Origin of the sequence: Arenicella xantha, from assembly GCF_003315245.1 — a bacterium.
GTDB classification, from domain to species: domain Bacteria; phylum Pseudomonadota; class Gammaproteobacteria; order Arenicellales; family Arenicellaceae; genus Arenicella; species Arenicella xantha.
Map to the genome: position 1 here is coordinate 1 of NZ_QNRT01000005.1, position 26,512 is coordinate 26,512.

The 26,512-nt window shown below is 46.8% G+C and carries 33 protein-coding genes; 16 read left to right on the forward strand and 17 right to left on the reverse strand.

What is annotated here, in order from left to right; translation table 11 throughout:
* Window positions 1–1,162 precede the first annotated feature (1,162 nt).
* The 8 genes from DFR28_RS15340 to DFR28_RS15380 all read left to right on the forward strand — a co-directional run bounded on the left by DFR28_RS15340 (window position 1,163) and on the right by DFR28_RS15380 (window position 6,685).
* Entirely contained in the window at window positions 1,163–1,564 is a 402-nt protein-coding gene (locus DFR28_RS15340) for a hypothetical protein (RefSeq protein ID WP_113955268.1), read from the forward strand.
* 70 nt (window positions 1,565–1,634) lie between these two features.
* The gene (locus DFR28_RS15345) at window positions 1,635–2,129 is read left to right on the forward strand and encodes a hypothetical protein (protein WP_113955269.1); all 495 of its coding nucleotides are present in this window, start codon (window positions 1,635–1,637) and stop codon (window positions 2,127–2,129) included.
* Window positions 2,113–2,682, forward strand: coding sequence for a hypothetical protein (locus DFR28_RS15350; RefSeq protein ID WP_113955270.1), 570 nt, complete (start codon window positions 2,113–2,115; stop codon window positions 2,680–2,682). Before DFR28_RS15345 ends, DFR28_RS15350 begins: the two co-directional genes overlap by 17 nt.
* A 408-nt stretch (window positions 2,683–3,090) precedes the next feature.
* On the forward strand, window positions 3,091–3,654 hold the full coding sequence (locus DFR28_RS15360; RefSeq protein ID WP_113955272.1) for a trypco2 family protein: 564 nt from the start codon (window positions 3,091–3,093) through the stop codon (window positions 3,652–3,654).
* Window positions 3,655–3,751: 97 nt separating this feature from the next.
* Window positions 3,752–5,125, forward strand: coding sequence for a S1 family peptidase (locus DFR28_RS15365; RefSeq protein ID WP_211317018.1), 1,374 nt, complete (start codon window positions 3,752–3,754; stop codon window positions 5,123–5,125).
* Between the two features lie 310 nt (window positions 5,126–5,435).
* Window positions 5,436–6,086, forward strand: a complete 651-nt coding sequence (locus DFR28_RS15370) for a tyrosine-type recombinase/integrase (RefSeq protein WP_170132127.1) — start codon at window positions 5,436–5,438, stop codon at window positions 6,084–6,086.
* Between the two features lie 43 nt (window positions 6,087–6,129).
* Window positions 6,130–6,408, forward strand: a complete 279-nt coding sequence (locus DFR28_RS15375; RefSeq protein WP_113955275.1) for a type II toxin-antitoxin system RelE/ParE family toxin — start codon at window positions 6,130–6,132, stop codon at window positions 6,406–6,408.
* Complete coding sequence (locus tag DFR28_RS15380; protein WP_211317019.1) at window positions 6,383–6,685, forward strand: HigA family addiction module antitoxin; 303 nt, start codon at window positions 6,383–6,385, stop codon at window positions 6,683–6,685. The genes DFR28_RS15375 and DFR28_RS15380 overlap by 26 nt, the downstream gene beginning before the upstream one ends.
* A 304-nt stretch (window positions 6,686–6,989) precedes the next feature.
* On the opposite strand, the gene DFR28_RS15385 is transcribed toward DFR28_RS15380, so the two are convergent.
* Window positions 6,990–8,195: a DUF4062 domain-containing protein gene (locus DFR28_RS15385; RefSeq protein ID WP_113955276.1), complete on the reverse strand. Its 1,206-nt coding sequence runs from the start codon at window positions 8,193–8,195 to the stop codon at window positions 6,990–6,992.
* Window positions 8,196–8,399: 204 nt separating this feature from the next.
* Between DFR28_RS15385 and vapB the strand changes: the two genes are divergently transcribed.
* A complete protein-coding gene (vapB, locus tag DFR28_RS15390) occupies window positions 8,400–8,639 on the forward strand; it encodes a type II toxin-antitoxin system VapB family antitoxin (protein WP_113955277.1) in 240 nt (79 codons plus the stop codon).
* A complete protein-coding gene (gene vapC / locus DFR28_RS15395; protein ID WP_113955278.1) occupies window positions 8,632–9,036 on the forward strand; it encodes a type II toxin-antitoxin system tRNA(fMet)-specific endonuclease VapC in 405 nt (134 codons plus the stop codon). The genes vapB and vapC overlap by 8 nt, the downstream gene beginning before the upstream one ends.
* A gap of 64 nt (window positions 9,037–9,100) precedes the next feature.
* On the opposite strand, the gene DFR28_RS15400 is transcribed toward vapC, so the two are convergent.
* The gene (locus DFR28_RS15400; protein WP_113955279.1) at window positions 9,101–9,850 is read right to left on the reverse strand and encodes a beta/gamma crystallin family protein; all 750 of its coding nucleotides are present in this window, start codon (window positions 9,848–9,850) and stop codon (window positions 9,101–9,103) included.
* Window positions 9,851–10,040: 190 nt separating this feature from the next.
* Here DFR28_RS15400 and hisC point away from each other — a divergent pair, with 190 nt between their 5' ends.
* On the forward strand, window positions 10,041–11,111 hold the full coding sequence (gene hisC / locus DFR28_RS15405; protein WP_113955280.1) for a histidinol-phosphate transaminase: 1,071 nt from the start codon (window positions 10,041–10,043) through the stop codon (window positions 11,109–11,111).
* Between the two features lie 61 nt (window positions 11,112–11,172).
* Here the strand turns inward: hisC and folD are convergent, their stop codons facing one another.
* From folD to hisB, 10 genes are all read right to left on the reverse strand, one after another.
* Window positions 11,173–12,057 (reverse strand): bifunctional methylenetetrahydrofolate dehydrogenase/methenyltetrahydrofolate cyclohydrolase FolD, encoded by an 885-nt coding sequence (folD, locus tag DFR28_RS15410; RefSeq protein WP_113955281.1) that lies wholly within the window; start codon window positions 12,055–12,057, stop codon window positions 11,173–11,175.
* A gap of 13 nt (window positions 12,058–12,070) precedes the next feature.
* The gene (gene tatC, locus DFR28_RS15415; protein ID WP_113955282.1) at window positions 12,071–12,826 is read right to left on the reverse strand and encodes a twin-arginine translocase subunit TatC; all 756 of its coding nucleotides are present in this window, start codon (window positions 12,824–12,826) and stop codon (window positions 12,071–12,073) included.
* A 96-nt stretch (window positions 12,827–12,922) separates the two neighbouring features.
* Window positions 12,923–13,243, reverse strand: coding sequence for a Sec-independent protein translocase protein TatB (gene tatB / locus DFR28_RS15420; protein WP_113955283.1), 321 nt, complete (start codon window positions 13,241–13,243; stop codon window positions 12,923–12,925).
* A 9-nt stretch (window positions 13,244–13,252) separates the two neighbouring features.
* Window positions 13,253–13,456: a Sec-independent protein translocase subunit TatA gene (tatA, locus tag DFR28_RS15425; protein WP_113955284.1), complete on the reverse strand. Its 204-nt coding sequence runs from the start codon at window positions 13,454–13,456 to the stop codon at window positions 13,253–13,255.
* 48 nt (window positions 13,457–13,504) lie between these two features.
* Window positions 13,505–13,840, reverse strand: a complete 336-nt coding sequence (locus DFR28_RS15430; protein ID WP_113955285.1) for a phosphoribosyl-ATP diphosphatase — start codon at window positions 13,838–13,840, stop codon at window positions 13,505–13,507.
* 20 nt (window positions 13,841–13,860) lie between these two features.
* On the reverse strand, window positions 13,861–14,244 hold the full coding sequence (hisI, locus tag DFR28_RS15435; protein WP_113955286.1) for a phosphoribosyl-AMP cyclohydrolase: 384 nt from the start codon (window positions 14,242–14,244) through the stop codon (window positions 13,861–13,863).
* 26 nt (window positions 14,245–14,270) lie between these two features.
* Window positions 14,271–15,053, reverse strand: a complete 783-nt coding sequence (hisF, locus tag DFR28_RS15440; protein ID WP_113955287.1) for an imidazole glycerol phosphate synthase subunit HisF — start codon at window positions 15,051–15,053, stop codon at window positions 14,271–14,273.
* A gap of 1 nt (window position 15,054) precedes the next feature.
* Complete coding sequence (gene hisA, locus DFR28_RS15445) at window positions 15,055–15,795, reverse strand: 1-(5-phosphoribosyl)-5-[(5-phosphoribosylamino)methylideneamino]imidazole-4-carboxamide isomerase (RefSeq protein WP_113955288.1); 741 nt, start codon at window positions 15,793–15,795, stop codon at window positions 15,055–15,057.
* A 3-nt stretch (window positions 15,796–15,798) separates the two neighbouring features.
* On the reverse strand, window positions 15,799–16,455 hold the full coding sequence (gene hisH, locus DFR28_RS15450) for an imidazole glycerol phosphate synthase subunit HisH (RefSeq protein ID WP_113955289.1): 657 nt from the start codon (window positions 16,453–16,455) through the stop codon (window positions 15,799–15,801).
* 9 nt (window positions 16,456–16,464) lie between these two features.
* A complete protein-coding gene (gene hisB / locus DFR28_RS15455) occupies window positions 16,465–17,067 on the reverse strand; it encodes an imidazoleglycerol-phosphate dehydratase HisB (RefSeq protein ID WP_113955290.1) in 603 nt (200 codons plus the stop codon).
* Between the two features lie 180 nt (window positions 17,068–17,247).
* On the opposite strand from hisB, the gene DFR28_RS15460 reads away from it, so the two are divergent.
* Window positions 17,248–17,511, forward strand: a complete 264-nt coding sequence (locus tag DFR28_RS15460; protein ID WP_211317020.1) for a hypothetical protein — start codon at window positions 17,248–17,250, stop codon at window positions 17,509–17,511.
* Window positions 17,512–17,527: 16 nt separating this feature from the next.
* On the forward strand, window positions 17,528–17,920 hold the full coding sequence (locus tag DFR28_RS15465) for a hypothetical protein (RefSeq protein WP_113955292.1): 393 nt from the start codon (window positions 17,528–17,530) through the stop codon (window positions 17,918–17,920).
* Between the two features lie 571 nt (window positions 17,921–18,491).
* Here DFR28_RS15465 and DFR28_RS15470 read toward each other — a convergent pair.
* Genes DFR28_RS15470 through DFR28_RS15485 form a run of 4 tightly spaced genes read right to left on the reverse strand, consistent with a single transcriptional unit; the run spans window position 18,492 to window position 22,208 of the window.
* Window positions 18,492–19,352, reverse strand: coding sequence for a fructosamine kinase family protein (locus tag DFR28_RS15470; protein WP_113955293.1), 861 nt, complete (start codon window positions 19,350–19,352; stop codon window positions 18,492–18,494).
* A complete protein-coding gene (gene gluQRS / locus DFR28_RS15475) occupies window positions 19,349–20,218 on the reverse strand; it encodes a tRNA glutamyl-Q(34) synthetase GluQRS (RefSeq protein ID WP_113955294.1) in 870 nt (289 codons plus the stop codon). Before gluQRS ends, DFR28_RS15470 begins: the two co-directional genes overlap by 4 nt.
* A 47-nt stretch (window positions 20,219–20,265) precedes the next feature.
* Window positions 20,266–21,903 (reverse strand): MNIO family bufferin maturase, encoded by a 1,638-nt coding sequence (bufB, locus tag DFR28_RS15480; RefSeq protein ID WP_113955295.1) that lies wholly within the window; start codon window positions 21,901–21,903, stop codon window positions 20,266–20,268.
* A gap of 20 nt (window positions 21,904–21,923) precedes the next feature.
* A complete protein-coding gene (locus DFR28_RS15485) occupies window positions 21,924–22,208 on the reverse strand; it encodes a BufA1 family periplasmic bufferin-type metallophore (protein WP_113955296.1) in 285 nt (94 codons plus the stop codon).
* A 295-nt stretch (window positions 22,209–22,503) separates the two neighbouring features.
* Here DFR28_RS15485 and DFR28_RS15490 point away from each other — a divergent pair, with 295 nt between their 5' ends.
* The 3 genes from DFR28_RS15490 to DFR28_RS15500 all read left to right on the forward strand — a co-directional run bounded on the left by DFR28_RS15490 (window position 22,504) and on the right by DFR28_RS15500 (window position 25,923).
* A complete protein-coding gene (locus DFR28_RS15490) occupies window positions 22,504–23,451 on the forward strand; it encodes an MBL fold metallo-hydrolase (RefSeq protein WP_113955297.1) in 948 nt (315 codons plus the stop codon).
* A 105-nt stretch (window positions 23,452–23,556) separates the two neighbouring features.
* Window positions 23,557–25,299, forward strand: coding sequence for an arginine--tRNA ligase (gene argS / locus DFR28_RS15495; RefSeq protein WP_113955298.1), 1,743 nt, complete (start codon window positions 23,557–23,559; stop codon window positions 25,297–25,299).
* Window positions 25,300–25,332: 33 nt separating this feature from the next.
* Window positions 25,333–25,923, forward strand: coding sequence for an SPOR domain-containing protein (locus DFR28_RS15500; RefSeq protein WP_113955299.1), 591 nt, complete (start codon window positions 25,333–25,335; stop codon window positions 25,921–25,923).
* A 57-nt stretch (window positions 25,924–25,980) separates the two neighbouring features.
* On the opposite strand, the gene DFR28_RS15505 is transcribed toward DFR28_RS15500, so the two are convergent.
* The gene (locus tag DFR28_RS15505) at window positions 25,981–26,487 is read right to left on the reverse strand and encodes a lysophospholipid acyltransferase family protein (RefSeq protein ID WP_170132128.1); all 507 of its coding nucleotides are present in this window, start codon (window positions 26,485–26,487) and stop codon (window positions 25,981–25,983) included.
* Window positions 26,488–26,512: the final 25 nt, after the last annotated feature.

Genomic DNA, 26,512 nt, shown 5'->3' on the forward strand with positions numbered 1-26,512 from the left:
GGAGCTGCTCAATCTGAGCAGAGAGTTTGTTCTTAGTCATAGTATCTACCTTAACAAGTTGCGTTAAGCAGATACACAGTTCAGTTTACAGTCTCCCTCTTAATTTGATCATTCATAAATACACAACTTATCAACATCACTATCTTTATTAAAATATAGATAAATGTGTAAAAAAGGTCGCAGGTTCAGGTCCTGCCACCGTATGATTTTTTTTACGGCTCTGGTGGTTTATAGTATTGATCTGATTGGGATCTTTTCTCATATCTGTTTATATCGCGGGAGGTTGTTTATGTTTGGACTCGGTAAAAGAAGAGAACATGTAGATCTTATTGGCGTGAAAATTGATATTACTGTAAATCTCGTTAACGTAGAGAGTGTTGTGTCCGAGCGTAAGGCGCCAACAATAGACTGCTTGGCGAATGATTGGTTGCCCGAAAATAGCGCTTCTTACCGAAATGGAGTGACTTGATTAGCTGCAGTAAACGGGGAGAGTTTTTTTTATAACCGATAAAAATGGTCGTTTCCGTATAGATACTCCTATCGGGCTCCACCTTCCTAAGCACTTAACAGGTAAGCTGGTATTAACGGCGATACAAGGCTTATTATTACTTGAGTACGATGGTTGTGTTATCGCTGATATCCCTATCGAATACTGGAACAAAATAGTTTCAAGGACGAAGCTACTGAGTTCATACGATCCCCCGCGAGAATTTACGTGGCAAAAGGTTTGAGGACAATTATCCAGTGTTCTATTATGGAGAGGAAGTATCAGTGCAGACAATAAAGACTCTTCGACCAGATTCGTACTCTTTGGAGAACTCGGTTGTTAAAGTGAACTGCAAGCCGGTTCTGAGAGTTTCTGAACTTTTAGGCTAGCTTTTAGCAGCCATATTCAAATTAGTTTGTACTTCAGCGTATAGAAAATGCTAAGCAATGGAGAAGATTATGGGAATTAAACCAGGACCCAAAAGAACGGCTAAATCAACCGGAAAACCAGATAGGCGGCAACGCGATAATAAAAAAACTCCGGGAAATACACCGTCACTTAAGCCCCACAAGCACAAGAAAGGCGATTAATAAAAGAAGTTTTGCTCTGCGAATTGGCTACGGACGGCTTTATATCCGTTTGGGGTCTCGCTGTTATAAATGAATTGGTGATGTATTGGATACAATTGTTAAAGTTGCACTGGGTGTTTTTTTGGGGGCTTTACTCATATTTCTGTTTCGCATCGCCTATATCCACTATGTTTTTAAGGAGGTCACAGAGATGATCTCTGAAACAAACCAAGCCATCCTTCAAAGCGGTCGAGATAGCATCAAGCTTCAGAGAGAAAAAATAGAGGCTCAAAGGCAGGCGGTGATTTTACAAAATAAAATAGAAGAAAGAAAAGTCGAGCTTAAACGAGCAAATCGGGAGAATAAGGAAAAAGCTTGGAGAGCGTATTTCAAAACCCCAGAGGATTGTCTTTCCTACAAATCCGACAAGCACATGGTTGAATGCGCTAACATGAGAATTCGAGCAAAAAAGGAGTTTGAGGAAAAATGGTTAGAGAACCAACAATAAATATACACAACAAGTTAAAGGCTTTTTCTGTTCGACTATCGCGTTTCCACAACTTTATCAGGAGAAATACATGAAACCCGGAATTCACCCATTACAGTCCGAGTCATTTGACCTGATCGAGAAGCTGTACTCCCAACTAGCACTTCCAATGACCAAGGCAATGATTGACGTGCAAAGGCGATATTACCCTTCGATTGGAAGCATTCTCAAGACTCTTGATTATTACTCAGAGCACGAGATCGTAATCGCATTTAGAGAAGAGCATAACTTACTAATAACTAAGACTCTGGAAGAGCTTAAAAAAGATGAAAGCAAGGCGAACGAAGATCCAGCTGATGGTGTTTTTGGAGATATGTTCGCTGATATATTTGATCATGTAAATGTTGCGAAAATACTAAAAACGTTCTCGATTCAAGAGATCGAGAACGTTTTTAGTGAATCGCTTAGCAAACTATCTGGGGTGTCTTTAAAGGTTGGTATAATTCAAATTCAAAATTTCGACGATTACTGTTCTGGAGAAGTTGAGGTATCACTAAAGGTAGTTGAAGGTGAAAAGAAAAGTTAAGTTTAAAAACTGCCAGCCACTTCGTTCCCTCGAACGCGCAGAAAACGCGCTCCTGTTTGTAAGGCGTTCACCGTCTTTGGTGAGAAATTTATTTCTATTCTTTTTCATTCCCACAATTCTTGCATGTGCTCCTGCTGGGCCACCACAATTCCCAACTGATTCTGAAATGATCAATCATTTAGAGAGTAATTTCTCTGAGTTCGAAAATTTACTTTTAATGTTTGAAAAGGACGGTATGAGTGTAGTTCATCCGAGCTGGGTACAACCAAAAAACAAAATATCTGAGGCCCGATTGGCTGAATATAGAGATATATTTGTGCGTTTAGAGTTAGACGGAGGTCTACGGAGTTGGGGTGGTGAATCTGTCAGGTTAATTAGTCACTCATCAGGGTTTGTTTTTGGCGGTTCAGAAAAAGGCTTCATGTATAAGCCTGAAAACCCCAGTCCATTGTACGAGTCATTGGACATACCTCCAGAGGACCTTTTATCTAATGTTAGTGCGTATCGTTACGTAAAAAAGAATTGGTATCTTGAATATAGATGGGATGATTAAAAGAACTGCCATTCACTGCGTTCATACGCGCACGCAAAAGGTGCGGCTAAAGACTCAATTGTCTCCTTAGGGCAAATTAGCTGATGCACGTTTCTAGCTAATAGCATTGCAGCCCCATCCAGCGAGCATGTGTCGCACGATATAAACAGTACACCCTGAATGTCCGTCAGGGTCAATCTGTCACTTGAATTCCATTTAGTTCGAGCCACGCCCAGTTGTGAAGGCACGACCCAAAAACGCTCTTGCTAGACATTATTCTACTTAATAGAAACAGATCTAGATCATTTTTGAATATTGCACCTACTAATTGAAAATTGACATTTGTATACTGAAAAAGGGGGGCAAGATGGGAATTCACACTGTTCATCTTGGCCATCAGCCTTAATCATTGGAAATGGAGAACAGGAAATGAATCTCATTAAGTTAAGTACACTAGTTTTCGCGATCATGTTATCAGCCAGCACCAAAGCAAGTGATGCACAGGAAAGCGAAATAGAAATAGCCAGCGTCGTTGAACAAATTCAGAACGGAATAGATATTGCAAAAAAAGGATTGGCAGCAGACAGTCTCCCTAACCTACAGTCCGTCACACTGAACTTGAACACGGCTGTCAAACGCGATGGTGGTCCAAAGTTTAAATTCTTGATATTTTCTTTCGGGAAAAAATGGACTAGCGAAGCCTCTCAGACTACTACGATTACATTGGTTCCTAAAGTGCCAAGAGTCACTCCAACCAGTGCGGAGGAGATCTCTGATAGTATTGCTAAAATGATTATTGCCGCAGCTGACGGTGTATCAAAAGCCAGCGCACACGCCAGCGTGCCATTGGAGTTAGGTAGCTTATCAATTCAACAGAAATTTATAGTAAAGAATGAGACCTCTGGAGGTTTCTCTATCGAGCTCCTATCCATAGAGGCAAGCGGCAGTTACTCTGAAGCAAACGTTCAAACGATGACTATCACATTCAAATAGTCAACCGTCAGAGCAGATCATGCTTCACAAAAGCATTAGGTTGGTTTTTTTGGGGTTAAGTTCTATGTGTAGCGTCGCATTGGCTCAGTTGCCGGGTGTGTCTCCTGACATTGGGGCTCAATGCGATGTTACTAACGTATCCTTAGATAACCCGATCACCGAGAGAGCTGCTAGAACAAAGTACGACAGGTCAGTTGTGAAACTCAATGTCTATCTCGAAGATGGGCGTCTCCGCTCAGGCACTGCTTTTTTGATAGACATTGAGAGAGGATTGTTTTTGACCGCACTCCACGTTGTTGATGGTAACAACTTAAAAATCAGGGGGTACCGACCTGAATCAAAGGATGTTATAGATAGGTTTGAGTTCATACTCGTTGCGGGAGTAAACCATGGGTATTCTGAGAGGGACCAACATGAAAATAGTGTAGCCCCCATCGATGCTGCGATACTGGAAATCACAGACAAGAGCCTCATGGAACTCGCATTTCGCCGGTCAAATGAGTTCGATCTTAATTTCAAGCTCGAAGACAGCGGTAAGCCCGTTATTACTCTTGGTTACCCAGGTAGCAATATCACCTTAACAGGTGAAGACTATGAATCCTGGCCAGGGAATATCGGAGCGCGAACACGAGAAAAATTCGCATCTAGCTACCAAGTGTATTACAAATTAAACCGAGCAACTCAGGCAGGTGAAAGTGGCGGCCCAATGTTGAATCAGGTGGGAAAAGTCATAGGTATTGGTTCGAGCACTTCGAACCTCGCGCGGGGCTACAGTTTTTTTACCACATCTGCTGACTTGTTCCAGATGATTACCGAATTACCCGTAAGTCGTAAAGCGCAAGAAATAGAAAAGTTACTAAGGGATAAATCAGTCTCTAGCGGTCAACTATTAAGTGAACTAAAGGATCGTGGTTCAAACAGTTTTAGGAACATCGACATATTTGAATGGGCGACAAAAGTTGCACCATCAAACGAATACTCAGATATTGACATATCGAAGAGATGCATACTCCTTGCTCTTATGGAGCGACGAGATATGTGGTCTGAGAGGAGGATGTATGTGTATATGGACAAATTCTTGGACAAGCCGCTTTTAGCTGGACATCTAAATCGAAGTAGGGAGAAAGCATTGATAGAGGGAGATATACATTCAGCCCAAATTTACTCAGAGCTTAGTAAGAATTTAAGCGCCATAACTGACAAGTGCAGATGGTTTACTGATTGCAGAAGCCATCTAAACGCGGGAAAACTCATGTCAGTCTTTGCTCAACGAGAACTTGAGATAATGATCGAAGATACTGTGGATGTAGCAATGGAAGCAGCAACAGCTGAAGCTGAAGTAATGGATGAAGCAATGGAAGCAGCAGCTGAAGCAATGGTGGATGAAGCAATGGAAGCAGCTGCTGAAGCAATGGATGCAGAGGATGCTGAAGTGATACTGCTTGAAGAATTAGAGGAAAATCAATTCTAGCTAGAAATTATCTATTAAACGTAAAAAAAATAAGATTGGAAAATGTGAGTGATCACGCTAGTAGAGATATCTATACACTTTCAAAGTCAGATTTAAATTGTGAATGTTCGAATTTCACCTGATACTTCAAAAGTAGAGATTCGATAAAATCTGACAATGGCTGCAAGATGCAACTTTCTGCCACACGACTCCATTTAATAGTCATGCAGTGGCTAAGCCGCGGTAGCCTGAAGGTCCCCTTCTGGGGGCTTTTTTATGACGTTTATGCACGACTTTGTATAGTCTTTCCATGCGTGCCATAATTAGTCCCATGAATGCCCCTGTCGCGCCCGAGATGCGCATTTTTTCACCAAGCGGTGAGCCGCTTTATTTGAACGCCGATGAGCGCGAACGTTTTTTAGCGGCCGTGCGTAAAGACACCGATCGCAACGCGGTGATCTTCGGTACCCTACTTCATTATACCGGTGCGCGTCCGACTGAGCTTCGTGAGCTTACCGTCGACCGGGTAAACGTCGACGAGTCGATCATCAACTTGCGCACCATCAAAAAACGTCGTGTGGATAAAAAAGGCAATCTTAAGCAAGCCCAGTTTAGATCCATTCCGATCCCTGAGGAAGTGATGAACCTGGTCGTGTTGGCGTTCGATATACTCGCCAAGCAGAAAAAAGGCCGGAACGCCCTACTCTGGCCGTCCGACGATAATCCTAAAATACCTGTCAATGAATCCACCGTCTATCGGTGGGTTAAGCGCAACATGGTGTCAGCCGGCATTACCGGCAAGAAAGCGACCTCTAAAGGGCTCCGGCATGGGTTTGGGGTTCATATGGTGTTGAATGGCGTGCCACTGGTTATGATTAAGGATTTAATGGGCCACACGTCCACTCAGACGACCGAGATATATCTGCAGGTCATGGGCGGTGAGAAAAAAGAGATGGTGCTTAATACATGGAAGAATAATTAGCAAACAATCTTTACGCAGTACGTAAAGCGTATTAAGCTATACTATGATCAAAAGCTTTGCGAACAAAGATGCCAAACTTCTTTTCGAGCGTCGGCGTTCAAAGCGGTTTGCCAACATTGAGCGAGCCGCGCTTAGAAAGCTTGTGATGTTGAATGCAGCCACTGAGCTGTGTGATTTAGAAGTGCCTCCTGGGAACCGTCTTGAGCCATTAAGAGGTGATCGTTTGGGGCAGCACTCTATCCGTATCAACCGCCAATGGCGGATTTGTTTTAACTGGAATAACGGAGATGTCGAAAATGTCGAAATCTGTGACTACCATTAAGCCCATTCATCCGGGTGAAATTCTGTATGAAGAATTTTTAGAGCCTCTGGGGCTCAGTGCTAATAAGTTGGCTAAGCACATCGAGGTGCCGGCAAATCGAGTGACGGCCATCATTAATGGGCAGCGCGGCATTACCGGTGATACTGCGCTGCGCCTATCGAGTGCGTTTGGAACGACACCTGATTTTTGGCTTAACTTACAGAGCCACTACGAGCTTGAGTGTGCGAAAGATAGTACAGAGATCCGTTTTGGGGTTATCGATAAGCACGCAGCTTAACTCTCCACTTAAAACTTCGGTTATAAATGGGGGGATTACAGGGGGCTCAGCGCCTACTCTGGCCATTCGAGGATAATCCGAAAATCCTAGTGAATGAATCCACTGTCTATCGAGGGTTCAAGTGCAACATAGTCGCGCCGGCATCAATGACCTCTAAGGGGCTTCAGCATGGCTTTGGGGTCTGAACGGCGTGCCTCTTTGCCGTCTTCTGGTCATGATTAAGGATTTAATGTCCACACGCCCACTCAGACGACAGATTTCATCTTCTATGAAGTTACTTAGTTGTTCTCTTGTGTCGCAATTATTATTCTGCTTTCTCATGGTCAACTATTTCACGTAAGCTTTTTTCAGCCTCATTTAATAGCCGTTTTCCACTTTCTATCTCAGCGATGAATTTTTCAACTGTTGTGATTGAAAGGCGTTTTGCTTTATTAAAGATGACTGTCAGTCGAGGCAAGGCACTAATTGAATCACGAAATTTTACTTGTGCGTCCTTTGCACTTTCCATATTTTGTTTAAGATCAGTGACGGTTGTAAGAGCTGACTTGGCTCGCTCGATTGAATTATCATCAGACTCAAAATCAGATAATAGTTGTATTGATTGTATGAATGCATTCATGCCGGCATCCATTGCGTTATTAAACAGTGATACTTCAGTAGACACTCTTTCAGAAAAAATATTCATTTCCGCGGCGGAACGGTTCATTTTTTTCCGTACTAATTGGCGATCAACATTTCCGCTATCGTCTTTTGGTAGTGCATCTATCTCTTCTGTTTGACTAGTTATTTTGGTCGCAAGCTCACTAGTTGCTTCAGCAATTCGATTGGCTATATCTGTAAGCTCTTTGAATCGCTCTTCTATTATATCTTCTAAATCAAATAGACCTAATTCATCTTCGAATGCGGAATCTTCGTCATTTGTGTGTTGGGTTTGAGGTGCATTTGTACCCTCATCAGTATTTCGTTTGGTGTGGTTTGCTTGTCCCCATGCTTGCATCTGGCGATTCAGGTGAAGCCGAATATGTTTTTCAAAGTCATTTAAGCTATTAAATTTCCAGAAAAAACTCCCTTCTTCACCTAAACTATTTCTAAATTCGTTTACTTTAGCCATTTGGTTGGTGTCTAGCTGGCTAGGCGAAACAGGTTCATCTTTAAAATAAAACATTATTTTGATGCTTTCGCTATCTTCGTCAAACCTTGCTTTAGCACGCTCAAACTCTTCTGCCGTGCCCGATTTAGATCGTTTGGTTGGTGTGCCAAATCTGTGCCACATGACGCCTATAAATATATCGATATCATCTGGGAGTTGATTGTTAATTACATCTTGCGCATCAACACCAATACCTGGATAGGTATAACTTTCCCATCGAACTAGTTCAAACCGCATCCCTCTCTCGCGAGCATGTGTTGAGTTAATTTCATGAACCACTTCTTCGATCTTATCTCGCTCACTTGAAACATCAGATGGCGAAGCAATGAATATGCTGATAACTTGTTCTTGTCGAGGCATGATTTCCTTTAAAAAGTATCCTTAGCTTGTTAAATTAAGTATAGCCAATGAAGTATATACGGTCGCCTATAATTACCCCATTTATACCTTTCTGTATTTCATATGAAAACCTGTTTGTCACACCGTTAGTCGGAATATGGTTTTTGTGGACGTATTAATTTTATGTATATACAATAGGGATATACTTTATATGGGGAGGTTGCTATGAAGACGACAACCAAAGTGTTTCAATCTAATAAGAGCCAGGCAGTTCGCTTGCCCAAGGCGGTTGCCTTCCCGCCTAATGTGAGCGAGGTATCCATTACAACCGTTGGTGTTACCCGTGTTGTTGCACCGGTCAATCAGAGCTGGGACTCATGGTTTGATGCAGTTGCCGTGACCGATGATTTCATGGCCGATCGTAAACAGTCCGCGATGCAAACGAGAGAAGCGTTTGATGATTAAATACTTACTCGACACGGACATGTCGATTTACACCATCAAACGCAAACCACATGAGGTTCGGCGCATGTTTAATGTCCATGCTGGAGCGATGGCCATTTCGACGGTAACCCTAGGTGAGCTTCTGTTTGGCGCCGAGAACTCAAGCAATCCGCCTAAGAACATAGAAATCGTGGATGGGTTTGCGAGCCGATTGCATGTGCTGGATTACGATGAAGAAGCCGCCAAACAATTTGCCCAGCTAAAGGCTGAGCTCAAAGATCAAATGATTGGGGCTTACGACATCATGATTGCCGCGCATGCGCGCAGTCGAGGGTTTATCCTAGTAACCAACAACACAAAGGAATTTGAGCGCGTACAGGGGCTTAGAATAGAGTCCTGGGTGCACGAAAATAGCTGAGATGAAAAAAAAGCCGCGACGTTGTTACGCCGCGGCCTGTTCTGCTTGGAAATCTTAGCTATGTTTATCGGCCAACACTTAGGCGAACATATTTTCGATACCAGCTGTTCTTTAACTCATCTTGCTGTTCATTTGACGCGAAGCGATAGCGTTTGCCGTCAAGCTCTACAATAACGTTTGTTGCGCGCTCGGTTTTGCCGATTTCCATTGTCAAGCTACCGTTATGGCAGATTCGTGAGCTAGCGGCTTTACGGTCAAATCGATATAGATCGCCCTTGCCGTGGAAGCGTAAGCTGCCGTTACCACCGTTGGTATAAGCCTTAAAGGTAAAACATTCGCTTTGAATTCTTCGGCTTGGTTCGTTGCTTGTGGTAACAGTGTCGTTACGTGGTTGATTATTGCGTTGCTGATTGTCGCGTCGACGGTCGTTTCGATCTCCGCGGTTATTGTTGTTATCGGCTAACACTCGCAGTGAGCTGACAGTATTGTCCCATTGGCGATCAAAACACGTTATATCGCGATCTATAGTGGCATAAGCACCACCGTAATTGTCGTCTTCGTAAATCACTACAGTTAGGCCTGGCGGTACTTTGATCGACGACATGCGGTCGTTAGCAAAGCGAATGGTCTTAAGGCTGCGGTATTCGCCGATGGGTACGTTTCTGGCTGTGCCGTTAAAATTACAGTCTTCGTAAACAGTAACGAAGGCATTCTGTGCGCCATAGTTGCTTTGCGCTGTGGCGGTTGTGGAGAGGCCTAGCAGCGCAAACGCGATGCCTAAGCCAATCAGAGAATTATTCCATAAATTTTTCATAAAACCCCCGTGTGGGTATCAGTTATGTCAGTTGTTGCTAGTGTAAACGAACAGTTTAGCAGTTTATATTGCGCCTTTTACATCAAACACGATGATAAACTCACCGTACGAGATCACTATAGCTATGCAAGTATTAACGCAGGCTGAATGATCGTAACCTATTGCTTTATTACCAACCTTACGATTGAATATGAGCCGTTTTTGGTCAGACATTGTGCACCAGTTGACACCCTATACGCCGGGCGAGCAACCGAAAATCGACAACCTAGTTAAACTCAATACTAATGAGAATCCGTATGGGCCGTCGCCTAAAGTAATTGAGGCGATTGCGGCTGCCAACCATGATGGGTTGCGTAAATACCCAGATCCTAATGCTGGCGAGTTGAAGCAAACTATTGCGAACCACTTTGGGCTTTCGGTCGATAGTGTGTTTGTTGGAAATAGCTCTGATGAAGTGCTTGCGCACGTCTTTCGTGGCTTGCTCAAGCAGGATCGACCGTTATTGTTTCCGGATATCACCTATAGCTTTTACCCTGTCTATTGTGCGCTCTTCGATATTGCGTATCAACAGGTTGCACTGCGTGACGATTTTAGCTTAAACATTGATGATTATAGTGCGGACAATGGCGGCATAATCTTCGCTAATCCAAACGCGCCAACCGGTATTGCAGTTCCGCTTGCGGATATAAAGACATTGCTTGAGCGGCATTCATCGTCGGTCATAGTAGTAGATGAGGCGTATGTCGATTTCGGCGGTGAGAGCGCCGTGAGCCTCATTGTTGATTACCCGAATCTGGTGGTTACTCAAACTTTGTCGAAGTCGCGCGGTTTAGCGGGTTTACGGGTTGGATTTGCTTTGGCAAACCCTGAGCTGATAGAAGGCTTAGAGCGCATCAAGAATAGCTTTCATCCATACACATTGGATGCTTTAGCCTTGGCGGGAGCGCAGGCGGCTTTTTTGGATGTTGACTATTTTGAGCAGAGTCGTCAGAAAGTGATCGATACTCGTGAGCGCACCACGGTTGGCTTGCAGAAGCTCGGCTTTACGGTATTGCCATCGTCAGCTAACTTTGTGTTTGCTGCGCATCAAACATCCGATGCTGGCGCTTTGTTCATGAAGTTGCGTGAACGAGGCATTGTGGTGCGGTACTTTGATAAAGAACGACTGAGTGATTTTTTGCGGATTTCTATTGGCACCGACACCGAAATGCAACAGCTGCTTAGCGTGCTTGCTGACATCCTAAGCGAGCCTGCGCAGTAAGCTTGAATCGCTGAGTTAGAGAGGCTCTTAATGAAGAGCCTCGCCAAACAGCTAGTGTGGGCTAATGATTATGGATTAAACGAGCCGCTTTAGCGGTGTTTTTCATCAGCATAGCAACAGTCATTGGGCCGACTCCTCCGGGCACTGGCGTGATGGCTCCAGCGGTGTCTTTAACATCGTCGAAGTCCACATCACCAACCAATCGGTAGCCGCGCGAATGGGCTGGGTCTTCAACGCGATTTATACCGACGTCAATAACGGTAGCGCCTTCTTTGACCATTTCTGATGTTACGAATTCTGGAACGCCGATCGCCGCGATTAAAATATCGGCTTGGCGAGTATAATTGGCTAAATGATCGGTGCCGCTATGGCAGCAAGTTACCGTGCAATTAGCTTTTGCGCCTTTTTGTACCAAAATGTTCATCATCGGTTTGCCAACAATATTGCTTCTGCCGATAACCACTGCATGTTTGCCGGACATGCTAATTCCGCTACGGGTAATTAGTTCGGGAATGCCAGATGGCGTGCAAGGCGTCAAACAGTCGATTCCAATACTCAACTTGCCGACATTTTCAGGATGAAAACCATCGACATCTTTGGCTGGACTGATGCGTTCTGTTACGCGTTCTTCGTCCATGTGGTGCGGCAGCGGTAATTGCACCAGGATGCCATGTACGGTGTCATCGGCATTGAGTCGATCAATTTCGTCCATCAATTCAGCCTCGCTCGCATTGCTTGCCATTTCGATTTTGAGTGACTTTATGCCAGTTTCTTGGCAGGCGCGTACCTTGCTGCCTACGTAGGCTTTTGATGCTGGGTTTTCACCGACCAAGATCACTACCAAGCATGGCTGAATGCCTTGTTTGACTAGCTCCGCGACTTCAAGCTTGGCTTCTTGGCGAATTTCTTCGGCAATCTTTTTGCCGTCTATGATTTTTGCAGTCAATTGATTAACTCCATCAGGTTTCTTCTTGTGTTGTGGTAGCGCGGTTTTTCTCTAGGCGACGTGCAAAGAATAAGCCGATTTCAAACAACAGGCAGACTGGGACCGCTAACATTACTTGTGAAAAGGGGTCCGGCGGCGTCATTAACATGCCGATCACGAACGCGCCTAAAATGAAATATGGGCGCTGTTTAGCAATGCCTTCGGCAGAGATTACGCCCATGCGCGAAAGCAGAACAATAGCGACTGGAACTTCGAACGCGATTCCGAATGCGAAGAACAGACTTAATGCAAAGCTCATGTAAGAGCCGATATCCGGCGTGAGCGCGACACCTTCGGGTGTCATCTTAGCGAAAAAATCGAAAATCAGCGGGAATACTACGTAGTAGGCGAACAGCACGCCAAGGTAAAATAATAATGTGGACGAGACGATTAGAGGTACCACAATGCGTTTCTCGTTTTTATACAGGCCCGGAGCCACAAACGCCCAGATCTGGTATAAAACCCACGGTACTGAAATAGCAAACGCACAAGCAAACGCTAACTTGAATGGTATGAAGAACGTGCCGTGTGGGTCGATGGCGATCATGTTGCCGCCTTCGGGTAAGCTTCTGAGTAGCGGTTCGGCAAACCAGTGATATAGCTCGCTGGCGAATGGTACGAGGCAAACGAATACCACTAACACTGCCCCGCTCGCCCACAGCAAACGGTTACGCAGCTCGACTAAGTGCGATACGAATGTCTCCTTTTGCTGTTCTAGTTGTTCACTCATGATGTTGTGTCCGCGAGAGGCTAGCTTCTCGTGTTGAGGATCAGTATGCCGTGTTGGTCGCTGGAAGCCGAGCGCATTGGTAATGCGGCTTAGTCGTTAGCTATCGCCGGTTTTGTCTTGCTCTGACGACGGTTTTTCTACATCAATTTTGGTATCGGCTGAATCGGCCAGATCGCGACCAAATTGTTTTATATCATTCTTAAAGTCGGCCATTTCTTGTTTGGCCTTTTCGAGATCGCCGAACGGTGTGCCTTCGATCTCAGATTGCATTTCATTGCGCAGGCGATACATGCCTTGGCGTGCTTTGCGAATGAAAAATGCGGCCTTTTTTGCGACTTCAGGTAGTCGCTCTGGCCCCATCACGACGATGAGAACAAAGCCAACTACAAGTAATTCAAAAAAGCCGATATCTAACATGCGAGTTGCTTACTTGCTCTCAGTTTCAGCTTTTTCAGCTTCTTCGACAACGTCGTCGTTTTCCTTTTGATCGTCGTTAATAGCTTTTTTAAAGCCTTTGACTGCGCCGCCTAAATCGCTACCAACACCGCGTAACTTTTTAGTGCCGAAAATAAGCGCTACGATCACCAAGACAATCAAAAGTTGCCAAATTGAAATTCCACCGATACCCATTTTGTATTCCTCTAGGTCGGTCTCGCACAATGCACGAGACAGTTTAAATTAGCTCTCGCTACGCGAGTTCTTTTCTGTTATTCCGCTGGTGCCCATCCGGCGTGCCAGTTCGTCGATCACTTGCTTGGGTTCCAAACCTTGCTGTGCAAGCAGCACCATGGTGTGAAACCATAGGTCGGCAACCTCATAAACAATTTTGTCGGTATCACCATCTTTAGCGGCCATGACAGTTTCGGTTGCTTCTTCCCCGATTTTTTTAAGGATAGCATCTAAACCCTTAGTATACAGCGAAGCGACGTATGACGATGTTGGGTCAGCGTCTAATCTTTCATGCAGAATCGCATGAATTTGAGCCAGCGTATCGTTAGATGTCATAGAAGCCATAAAAAGGAAGCCATAAAAAACTAAGTGTAAATGTCGGAGGGGTCCTTTAGGACCGCATCGACGGCCTGCCATTCGCCCTCATTATATACCCGATAAAAACAACTATGTCGGCCTGTATGACAAGCAATTCCGCCTTGTTGCTCCACAGTGAGCAAAATAACATCGGCGTCACAATCGAGCCGAACCTCTTTGACATGCTGTTGGTGACCAGATTCTTCACCTTTGCGCCATAGACGCTGACGTGAGCGAGAGAAGTATACGGCAAATCCGGAGGCGACGGTCTCACGCAAGGCCTCCTCATTCATCCAGGCTACCATCAAGTTGATGCCGGTTCCGGCTTCCTGAGCAATGGCGGGCACTAAGCCTTGCTCGTTCCACTTAATTTCTTTTAACCAATTACTCATTTCTGTAATCTGCTAATGGTTGTGAATTAAAGTCGTACGTCGATGCCGGCCTCGCGCATTGCGAGCTTGGCTTCTTCGATGGTGTATTCACTGAAATGGAAAATACTAGCTGCTAGTACGGCATCAGCTTTGCCTTTTAGAACGCCGTCGACTAAGTGCTCTAGTGATCCCACACCACCGGAAGCAATCACTGGTATTGGTGTGCTTTCTGACACGGCGCGGGTTAGCGCGAGGTCGTAGCCCGCTTTAGTGCCGTCACCGTCCATGCTGGTGAGCAATATTTCACCGGCCCCGTAGTCAGCCATTTTGATCGACCATTCTACTGCGTCGATGCCCGTTTCGCGCCGGCCACCGTGGGTAAATATCTCCCATCGATCGGCGGTATCGCCGCGACTTTGCCAGCGCGTTTGTTTGGCGTCGATTGCGACCACAATGCATTGTGATCCGAAATGCTGACTGGCTTGTTTTACGAAGTCCGGGTTAAATACCGCGGTGCTATTCACCGAAATTTTGTCAGCACCAGCATTAAGCAGGCGGTTAACGTCGTTCAACTCTCGAACGCCACCACCAACGGTTAGCGGAATAAATACTTCGTTGGCGACTTCTTCGACCACGTGCAGCAAGGTGTCACGGTTGTCGGAGGTCGCGGTGATGTCCAAAAAGGTGATTTCGTCAGCGCCTTGTTGGTTATAGCGCTTGGCAACCTCCACTGGATCACCGGCATCTCGAATGCCGACAAAATTGACGCCTTTGACAACTCGTCCGTTGTCGACGTCTAAACATGGAATAATACGTTTTGCTAATGACATGCTATTGATCTTGAAATTGATCGAGGTAGCGCTGGCCTTCAGCGAAGTCTAAGGTGCCTTCATAAATAGCACGGCCGGTGATTACTCCGGAAATGCCGCTGTCGGCGATGTCTTGCAGCGCGATAAGGTCTTGCATATTAGCGACGCCACCCGAAGCAATAATTGGAATGTTAACGGCCTCAGCTAAGGCTTTGGTTGCTTCCAAGTTGACGCCTTGCATCATTCCGTCACGCGCGATGTCGGTGTAGATGATGGCTTGTACGCCGTCGTTCTCGAATCGTTTAGCGAGGTCAATCACATGGTGCTCGGTTAACGTTGCCCATCCATCAACCGCCACCATGCCATCTTTTGCATCTAGGCCGATGATTAAGTGAGGACCGAACTGTGGTGCAATTCGACTAATGAACTCAGGTTCTTTAGCGGCTAGTGTGCCAATAATCACGTATTGCACACCAACATCCAAATAGGCTTGGATGGTTGCTTCGTCACGAATGCCGCCACCAATTTGGATCGGCACATTGGGGTATTTCTTGGCGATTTCGTTGATTACTTTTGCGTTGCTTGGTGCGCCGGCAAATGCTCCATCGAGATCGACTAAATGGATGCGTTTCGCACCTAGCTCGACCCATTTATCTGCCATCGCCAGCGGGCTATCGCTGAAAACGGTTGAGTCTTTCATTAAGCCTTGGCGTAAACGGACGCATTTACCTTCTTTTATATCAATTGCTGGAATAAGTAGCATGAGTTAGTGCTCGCGGTGTGTCGGGTTCCACAGAGTGAAGTTCTTTAAGAGTCGCAGTCCGTCGTTATGGCTTTTTTCAGGGTGAAACTGTACGGCGAAAATGTTGTCACGCCCTACTGCAGCAATAAAGTGATGTCCGTAATCGGCCTCACCTTGCACCACCTCTTGGTTGGCGTTTTGCGCAAGGTTGGCGCAGTAGCTGTGCACAAAATAGAAATGGCTCTGGTCGTCAATGCCATGCCACAAAGCATGCGGCTGGGTCTGCTGTACTTGATTCCAGCCCATTTGCGGGATTTTCAGTTTTTGTTTGGAGTCGTCATGGAAGTTTGAAAAATGTCGTACCTGGCCTTCGAATAGGTCGAAACCAGCTTGGCCGCCGTGCTCGTCGCTATGGCTAAACATGGCTTGCATGCCAACGCAGACACCGAGCACCGGCTTCTCTGTCAGCGCCTTTTTAACGGCGAGTTCCAGTGACTTTTCGTGTAACGATTTAAACCAAGTGCCGATAGCCCCTTGACCGGGCAGTACAATACGGTCGGCATCGTCGATTATTGATGCCTGATCGGTAATATCTATTTGTGCGTTAGGTGCAACTGCATGCAGTGCTTGGCGCACTGAGCGTAAGTTGCCAATACCTAGGTCTATAACAGCGATGCGCATGGTGACGTGTTACAAGCTGCCTTTGGTGGAAGGAATGACTCCGGCTGAGCGGTCGTCATACTCGAGTGCCATACGCAGTGCGCGACCAAATGCTTTGAAAATAGTTTCAGCGATATGGTGGGCATTTTTGCCTCGGATGCTGTCAATGTGAACTGTCATGCGAGCATGATTGACAAACCCATGGAAGAACTCATCGAACAAGTCGACGTCGAAGCCGCCAATTCTGGCGCGACGATAATCTACGCTATGCATTAAGGTTGGGCGGCCAGAGAAGTCGACGACGACTCTGCTCAAGGCTTCGTCTAACGGCACATAAGCGTGGCCATATCGCCGAATTCCTTTTTTATCGCCAATCGCCTTGTAAAAGGCTTGGCCTAAGGTGATGCCGATATCTTCGACAGTGTGATGGTCGTCTATATGTAAGTCGCCTTCGCATTCGATATCGAGGTCGATCAAGCCATGGCGACCGATTTGATCCATCATATGCTCGAGAAAAGGCACGCCTGTAGCGAAGCGGGTTTTACCCGAGCCATCTAGGTTTAGTTTTACCGCGATCTTAGTTTCGCTGGTATTGCGGACGATGTTGGCGGTACGATCTGCTGATGAGCTCATAATTACGAAGTCTTGCAATTCCGAGATTCGGACGCAAATGAATATAAAGTCTAGGCGCCGAATTCTAACAAAGTTAGCCGCTGCCACCTACACTTAATAAGCATCGTTAGGTCATAATCAAGGTTTCTAGCAAGTTTTTATGCTTTCAACAAGGTGCGGTTTACACTACTCCAATACAAAATGAAAAATGCTGTCACGGTAAAACACATGAATCCGATTAGGTCTATTAGCAATGTACCCTCTAAGTATCGTGGTTATATTCGCGAAAAGGCGATTGATCGTGCACGCACCAGAATTATTGTGGCGGGCAATGATCCGCGTAAAATGAGCGTTGAAGACCTTGAAGTAGTGGTACGTGAAGAAGAAGATAAAATCAGGCATTCGATTCGCGACAAAGGTCTATTGGCGGTATTAGCACTGCTAGGTCTCAACCTGTTCGGGTAGGCTGGGAGGCATTGTCATGATTTTTAAACAGGTTTTTAGAATTGCGTTCGTTACGCTTATTTGGAAGCAGTACAAACACATTATTGTGTCGACATTTTTGCTGTTTGCGTACCTATTTCTGGTTAGCAGTATTCATTCTGATTTCTTGACTCACACTGTACTAAAGGAAGATAAGTCGGGTAGTGGTCTAAGTTTTGTCTACAAGTGGCTGGCTTTTGCGGCTGGCATCGGTGCTTATTTTTTCTATCATAGTTTGCGATCGCGTTTAACCAAACAAACTAAGCCGCCGGCTGCTGTAAAAGAGACGAGCGTGAACGCGCCAACCGTTGACCCAGATGATCCATTCAATGCAATACGTGCGCGTAAAAAATTACGCAGTCGGGCCGACTTCTTGGATGGCAAAGATTAGCGAGACCTTTCGTGTGTTGCTAGGTTCGTTGTTAAGGCGCCGGCTTATCTTTGCGTACATAGCTGGGTTTGCCTAAAGGCTTGCCTCAATAGCTGAGCTAACTCTGGGTTCACCGCTTTCGCTAAAGCGGCTCATTACCTTTGGAGCATTGTGAATCAATGCTGGTTGCTGGCAATGTGGAGCCGTGCTGAAGGTTGGGCTAAAAGCAATAGGCAATAAAAAACCCGCTGGAGGGGTTGGGAGCTCCAGCGGGCGGTGTGCAAAAAAAGGGTTACCCTCCGAAAGGCTCAAGAAACACGGGTTGGGTTGCTTGCCTGAGCATATTCGATATTCCCTAGGAGGGTAAGTACTTTAGACCTTTCCATTGACAATGTGTCCAGAAGCACGGGTTGGGTGGATGCTAATGGTGTCAAATTGGGCCGGTAGGATTCCCCTTGGAATTCACCCAGACGTAATCTTGCGAGAACACTGGATGCATTTACACAATTTCAGGGTACGCTTGTCAGTTAACGCCGTCAAGCGCATATTTGCAAATATCGTCACCATTTTAAACTAGTTTAAAATGCGTGTCTTATTCCAGACACTGTGCTACCAAGCCAGTATATATGCGGCCAAACAGATTAAAGTGGTTTAAAGCATGGTATAGCTTGTAAATCGCTCGGCGTTCCTCGTTGCCGTGTCTTAATGGCACCAACTCGTGGTATGCAGCATAAAATTCTGGGCAAAAACCACCAAATAAATATGTCATTGCGAGGTCGGCCTCTGGGTCTCCATAGTAGGGAGCTGGGTCAAACAAAAAGGCTTGGTTATGCAAAACGTCAAACCCGACATTTCCGGTCCACAGATCGCCATGAAGTAACGCAGGCTGCAACTTAGAATAATCCAAAATTTCGTCCAGATGAAATATTCGATGTTCAATGCGCCGGAGCAATTCGGAATCGAGGTCATTTTGTATCGCTTGCTGCAGTTGTGGTACTAGGCGTTTTTCTCGATAGAAGTCCAACCATGAGCTGCTCCAGCCGTTGATCTGAGGTGATAAGCCTATGTGGTTATCGTGCGACCATCCGAATTCAGGACTAGTTAAGCGGTGTTGACGTGCTAACAAGCAGCCTAATTCGGCTGATGTTTTTGGCGTAATTTCAGTGAGTTCTCGATAGTCTAGTATTAACGCTGAACCTTGCGCTGACTGGTGTTGTGCCAGTACCTGGGGGTACCAATCTGCTCCAACAGCACGCAAGGTGAGCAATGACTCGGCTTCGGTTGCTAGTGTATCCGCTCTGTTCGCACTATTAAGCTTTGCAAATACACTGCCGCCGTCAAATAACTCTACGCGGTAGCAACGATGAGTATCGCCACCACTAAGCGCGGAAACTTGGCGGACGTTTCCACTAAGGCAATCATGGATAACTGGGCGGTCTTGGTCGCCGCTCATGTTAATTGAGCGGTTAAGGCCGCTATCGATACTTTGCTACGTAAGGTGTCGAGGCTGATTGCAGTCGGCGAGTTAATTAGTTTGAGCTCGAACATGAGTTGTCCGATCAACTCGGCCGCCGTAATATTTTGCTCTCGTATCGTATCTAAGGAATCCGAGCCATCACGCTTAGCGAGCTTGTTACCGTCGGAATCCAACATTAGCGGCGCATGAAGATAAGTAATAGGAGCCCGATTGGGGGCTAATAGGCTGGCTAAGTACTGCTGTCGCTCGGCGCTGTCGGCTAAATCGTTGCCGCGCACAACGTGGGTAATGCCTTGCGCTAAATCATCGACAACTACAGCTAATTGATAGGCGAAAAGCCCGTCTGCCCGTTTTACTACAAAATCGCCAACTGAATCTTGCAGTGACGCCTTTACTCGGACGCGGTAAGCCGGTGTTTTGCTCTTTTGTCGTTGTTGGATTTCATCCCGAGTCAAATTGGCGCATGTACCAGGGTAGACGCCAGCAGTGACATGCGGTGCGCTGGCGGCCTGTTGTATATCTTTGCGCGAACAGAAGCAGGGGTAGATGAGGCCTTGCTGTTTGAGCGTGGCTAGGGCGGAGTCATACAGGGTGTCGCGTTGCGATTGATAGATTATGTCTGAATCCCAATCGAGTCCCAGCCATTGTAGATCGCTAACAATTGCCGCTGCGCTCCCCGCTACCGTTCGAGGGGTATCTAAGTCTTCCATTCTCAAATAGAACACGCCGTGTTGTAGTCGAGCATGCAGCCAAGCAAGAATCGCGGTACGCAAATTACCTAAGTGCAGTGTGCCCGTGGGGCTAGGTGCATACCGTCCGACAATTATAGTGTTCTCAGCCATGTGTGAAGCATAGCAAACTGTGCGTTCGACGCTACTGTCGCGGCCGATTAGTCAGCCATGTCTTCGGAGGTAATTACCAAAATTCGACGTTCCAATATTTGCGCCAAGGCCGATGACAGTTGCGTTGGCGGTATCACGCCCTCAACCGCGCTGATTGCTTGCAACAAGCTGTTGGAATCCTGAATCGCGGTCAATAAAACAGTGCTGGCGCTGTCGAGTAGCCAAGATTCAACCGCATGGTTTTGCTTGTAGATCAACAGCGCGTCTTGGCTTTGATCGAGTCTTATCGAGACCTCGCCAACAAAGCCGGGCAGTGATTGTCGATGGATCTGGTAAATGGGGTAGTCTGATACCATCATCCTTGCATCTTTGCGAAAGGCGATGGGTTCTGTCAGGAGTGCGTCTTGACTAATGCTGCTGGGGTCGAGCTCCGTTGATTGCTCTTGGAAGTAAACCGAATGTAAGGCCCACTCAAATGCCATTAGATCAGTTAGGTACGGTAGTTTTTGATCGAGGCCTTCGAATTCATCCAAAACGGTGGCCAGATCACCGCCGTAATTATGAATATTCCCGTCGGTCGGCGGTGTTGATTGAGTCGCGAGCTGCACTATTTGACGAAAATAGTCGTGGCCAACTACGCCTTCTGTGGCCGGGTAGATATCAGCTAAATAGCGGTGCAATGCACCGCTTACGTTGTTCCGGTAAATGCGAATGCGCGATTGATGCGCCGCTTGAATTTCTGCGAGATCGGATTCGCTGCCGAGAATATTGTTCAGAAATTGCTGCTGTTGCTGCGCTAGCGGCAAGTTGTTGGCGCCACTACCACTATGTTGGTGTGTGGCGGACTGGGTTTTTACAATTGGCGATGCATTGGCAAGTCGCTGGTTGGCTTGTTCGCATTCATTCAGTAAAACGTCGAAGGCTGGGAAGTCTGAGTCCCATTCAATCAGTGTGGGCCGACTCCCATGTCGCGCTAGGGTTTTTTCAAAGAGACCCCAGGCAGCGGCAGATACTGGTTGATTGTGAGTGTCGATTAGTAACTCTTCTTGCCCCGCTTCGGTTTGATACACCACCGGTGTGTGACCGGCTAAGTGATACTGATGGATCGCCGCACTAGATAAGTCGTTAATAAACTTCATCGGGTCGCGATCTAGGTTTTGAGCACTAACATACACGTTGTTAATATCCACCAATAAGCCGCAACCGGTGGTGCTAGCCAGGTGGTTTAGGAAGTCGGCTTCGGGTATCTGCAGTTGATCGAACAGTAAGTAATTAGATGGGTTTTCAATAAGTATTTGCCGACCTAAAAACGATTGCATTTGATCGATATGCTCACACATTATGGTGAGTGACTCTGGGGTCAATGGCAGCGGTAGTAAATCCGGAACATGGTGGTGCTGGTAAGCACTCCATGCTAAATGTTCTGACACGAATGTTGGCTGAATATCGTCAACCAAAGACTTTAATGCATTTAGGTGCGCCACACTCAGCTTGTCCGCGCGACCGAGCGACAGACCAACCCCGTGCAACGAGATAGGATACTGTTCACGCAAGTCTAGTAGCTTGGCGCGCAACAATGAGGCGCCGAAGTAATTTTCCGAGTGGGCTTCTAAGAATCCGAAATCAGGTTTAGTGTGAGCGACTTGTTGGAAAAGCTCGGAGCGAATCCCTAAACCCGATTTCATGCCGTGCGTGCGGTTTGGAACTAAGAGTCTGATTTCTCTTTCGGTTTTGGTGCTTTTACCACGCCGCCTACGATTTTCGCACAAGTGCCTTTGGGTAGATAAATCCATTCATTTGCATCCCCGTCTGTTGCAGCCAAGCCCGCGCAACCGTGGCCATTAGCGCCACAGTCATTCATGCCGGTTTTGGCAACGCCTTGGCACTTTTCATAACCCTCTTTGCCGGCGTGCGCGAGAGATGCGTTCGACATTAGGGCGGCGGCCAAGATTGATGCGGCGGTGGTGGCGGTCTTTTTGTTGTTGTTCATAAGGCTTCTCCTTGGTGAATTAATCGGGTGTTTAGCAGTTCACAGCCTAAATTTATTGCTTGCATTTGTCCACTAATCTAAGCCGGTGTGAGTTGCGCAAAGCTTATCAGAGCGGCTGCCGGCCATTGTCACATTTAATGATTTAGAAACATGCTTAATAATTTTCAATTTTTACGTGAAATGCCATGCATTAATAATTGGATTTCAAATGTTACACTTTCACAACAAGCCTCGACGCTGCATTAGCTTACAACTAATCTCGTTATAACTAATCAAAACACCGCACTGAGATCGAATGCCTAATTATCAGCCAAACTCTGACATCATTACATTAGACGCGTTATATCACGAGCCTGAGCTCGCCTCGATTCACCTGTTGTTGTCGAATAATCGAGTGGCCATCGTCGACACTGGCACGGTGTTTTCAGTGCCTCATGTGGTTGCCAAATTGTCGGAGCTTGGACTCGGCGTTGAGGCAGTTGATCTAATTATTTTGACGCATATTCATTTGGATCATGCCGGCGGTGCTGGCGAGCTTATGCGTTTATGTGACAATGCCACACTGGTGGTGCATCCACGCGGTGCCCGACATATGGTAGACCCCAGTAAACTGATCGCAGGCGCGAGTGCGGTGTACGGCGAGTCGGAGTTCAATGCGCTATATGGCACTATTGTGCCTATCGACGCAGACCGCATTTTACAACCCCAGGATGGCGATGCGCTCGATTTTGCCGGTCGCGAATTACGGTTTTTTGATACCCCAGGGCATGCCAGTCATCATCATTGTATTTTAGACACTCAGACAAACAGTGTGTTTACCGGCGATACCTTGGGTATTGCGTATCGGGCTCTTCGCAATGGCGAGCAGTCGTTTCTTATGCCAACTACCACGCCTGTTCAATTCGACCCGCAGGCGCTACACAGTTCCATCGATAAGGTGATGAGCCTCCAGCCAGAAACACTGTATCTGACGCACTATGGCGCGATACAACCGACGTCTGCGCAGATAGCCGGTTTGCATGAGCAGATCGATGATTACGTTATGTTGACGCAGCAAGCTGCGGATGCCGGAGACGACTTTGAGCATGCATTGGCTGACTCACTAAAAGACTATTTAGTACAACGCTGCATGAATCAAGTAGCGGGTCTTGATGAGGCCGTGGTTCGGCATTGGGTCAAGCTGGATGCCGAACTAAACGCGCAAGGTCTGCACTTTTGGTGGCATCACCGACGTGTAGCCTGATTCCTTGCTCAAGAAGTCTATTTTATCTGGAAATAACGCGCTAAAATCCAGCTCCAGAAATTCCAGGCCCGCTACTAACGGCATATGGCCGATTGAGAGAACCCCGTGAAAGACCAATTACAAGCATTGTTTGCCCAAGCCCTTGATCAACTCAAACATGATGAGGTAATTCCGGCTGAGCATGCAGTAAATTTGCAGTTTGAGCGAACCCGGCAACGTGAGCATGGTGACTTTGCGACTAATGTTGCCATGACCTTAGCCAAACCGGCTAAACGAAACCCGCGAGAATTAGCAGAGCTGATAGTTGCCGCATTGCCGAGCGACCCATTGATTACGCAAGTGGATATTGCCGGGCCGGGATTTATTAATGTGTTTCTTGCCTCAGATGTTCGCTATGCCGTGCTAGACAAAGTTTTTGCCGCAGCGGATCGCTACGGACTGGCAGCTGCTGATTCTGGTCAGCGGATTATGGTGGAATTTGTCTCGGCGAACCCGACTGGCCCTCTACATGTGGGCCATGGTCGTGGAGCGGCGTACGGTGATGCGCTTGCACGCGTATTGACTGCCGCCGGTCACTCGGTCGAACGAGAGTATTATGTTAATGATGCGGGTCGGCAAATGGATATCTTGGCGGTTAGCGTTTGGATTCGCTACTTACAAGCCAGCGGCGTAGAAGTCGCGCTGCCAGAAAATGGTTACCAAGGTGACTATGTAGCAGAGATGGGGCAACAGTTAGCGCAACAGCACGCGAGTAAATACTGCTTAGCGGCCGACGATATCGAGTCGGCACGGGCCGATTTGGACTTGGAAGCCGCCTTAGACGCCACGATTGAACTTGCTAAGAGGCAATTGGGCGAAGCCGGTTTTGCGATTTTCTTCAATTTGGCGTTGGACACAATTTTAGCCGATATCCGCGATGATCTGAGTCGCTTCGGAGTGGACTACGACACCTGGTTTTCAGAGCGCTCTTTGTTCACCGACGGCAAGATTCAGGCCGCGATAGAGCAGTTACAGGAGTCCGGCGACATCTATGAAAAAGGTGGTGCGCTATGGTTTCGAACCACGGCCTATGGCGATGAGAAAGATCGTGTGGTGGTACGTGAAAATGGTCAGCCAACTTACTTTGCCTCTGACATTGCTTACCACGCTGACAAGCTAGCACGCGGCTTTGATTTGGCGATTAATGTGTGGGGCTCCGATCACCATGGTTACATACCTCGTGTTAAGGCCGCCTTGCAGGCGATGAATCTCGACCCAGAAAAGCTGAAAGTACTGTTGGTGCAATTTGCCGTGTTGTATCGCGGTGAAGAGAAAGTGCCAATGTCCACGCGTAGTGGAAAATTCGTTACGCTAAGTGATTTGCAAACCGAGATTGGGTCGGATGCGGCTCGCTTCTTTTATGCGCAGCGTAAGTCTGAGCAACACATGGATTTCGATCTAGATTTAGCCAAGTCGCAAAGCAACGAGAACCCAATGTATTATGTGCAGTATGCACATGCTCGAATTTGTCGAATTTTTGAAACTGCTAAGCAACGTGAGATTGTCTGTGACCAGCTAGATAACGCTGATTTTAGTCTATTAAGCAGTGAGCATGAGATTGCACTACTCACTTTAATTGAACGCTTTCCTGAAGTAATCCAAAGTGCCGCTGCAAATTATGAGCCACATCAGGTGAGTTACTACTTGCGTGAACTTGCCACAGCGTTTCATGCGTACTACAACGCTTGTAAGATTTTGGACGCTGATCCAGCGCCACGCTCAGCGATGCTGGCATTGAGTTCGGCGACCCGACAAGTGCTCAAAAATGGTTTGAATATCATCGGCGTCGGTGCCCCGGAATCAATGTGATTCTAGCGCTACTAACGAATTAGGTGAGTGAAAATGGCGCAAGCACGTCGAATTAAAAAGAAACCGCCGGCCAAGTCTAAAAAAAACCGTCGAGCAGGCAGTATTCCTTGGGGTTTGCTGCTCGTGGTGCTGGTGACAGGCATTATTTTGGGTAAGCTAATTGCCGGTGCGCAACATGACGGCGACGGATTAGGCTCTGGTTTGCGAGCGCTTATCGATAATATTGGTTCCGAGCCGATTGATGATGATGAAGCCATTGCTGAGTTGATCGAAGAGAAGAGCACTGAGAAAGAATTTGATTTTTATTTGGTATTACCTGATATCGAACAGGTAATGCCCGATGACTTACCGGAAGCCGCGCCGTCGCGTAAAGACGACAGTCTGGTCTATTACGTGCAGGCGGCATCGTTTCGGCAGCAGGCCGATGCTGAAAAATTGCGCGCACGGTTAGCGTTAAAAGGGTTTAAATCGATTACTCAAGCACGAACATCTGTTGAAACCGGCACATTCTATCGGGTGCGCCTTGGCCCGTATGAGGATCGGCGGAAGGCTAAAACGGCGAAAAATAAACTGCAGCATGTGGGCGTACGCCCGATGGTCTACTCGGTAAAAAAAGAAAGTTAATTGACCCGCGGTTAGCGCCTTACTAATTATTGCTTTGGTCGGATACGACCATTTGGATTAGCTGTTTGCAGCGCGTTTCAGTTTGTTTACATTTTCCATCATGGCCGACTGAACCAGCTCAGCTACTTGTTCAGGGTGTTGTTTGAATTGCGCGCGATCAATATAGGTTGGCGTACCGATGCCAATATGGATAGTCGAGAACGGTTTTGGAAAGCGGTGGTTGTCCCAGCTATTCAAAACCCATTGCCGGCTTGCTTCGATATGAAATGGCACGATCGGTGCCCGACCGACAGCTGCCAACCACAGTACGCCATGTTGAACCTGATATTTTGGTCCTCGCGGACCGTCAGGTGTCAACGCAACGGCATTTCCGCTTTTTAATAGCTTTAATACGGCGCGCGTTGCTGAAGAAGATCCTTTGGAACTTGAACCTCTTACTGTCTTGTTGCCAAATAGTGCCCCTAGGCGTGCTACATATTCTCCGTCGCGACTAGCGCTAACCATGCAGGTCATGCCGCGATTACGCATAGCCCATGGCGCAAAGGTCGAGCAGTTGTGCCACATGCTAAGAATCCACGCGCGATCTGAG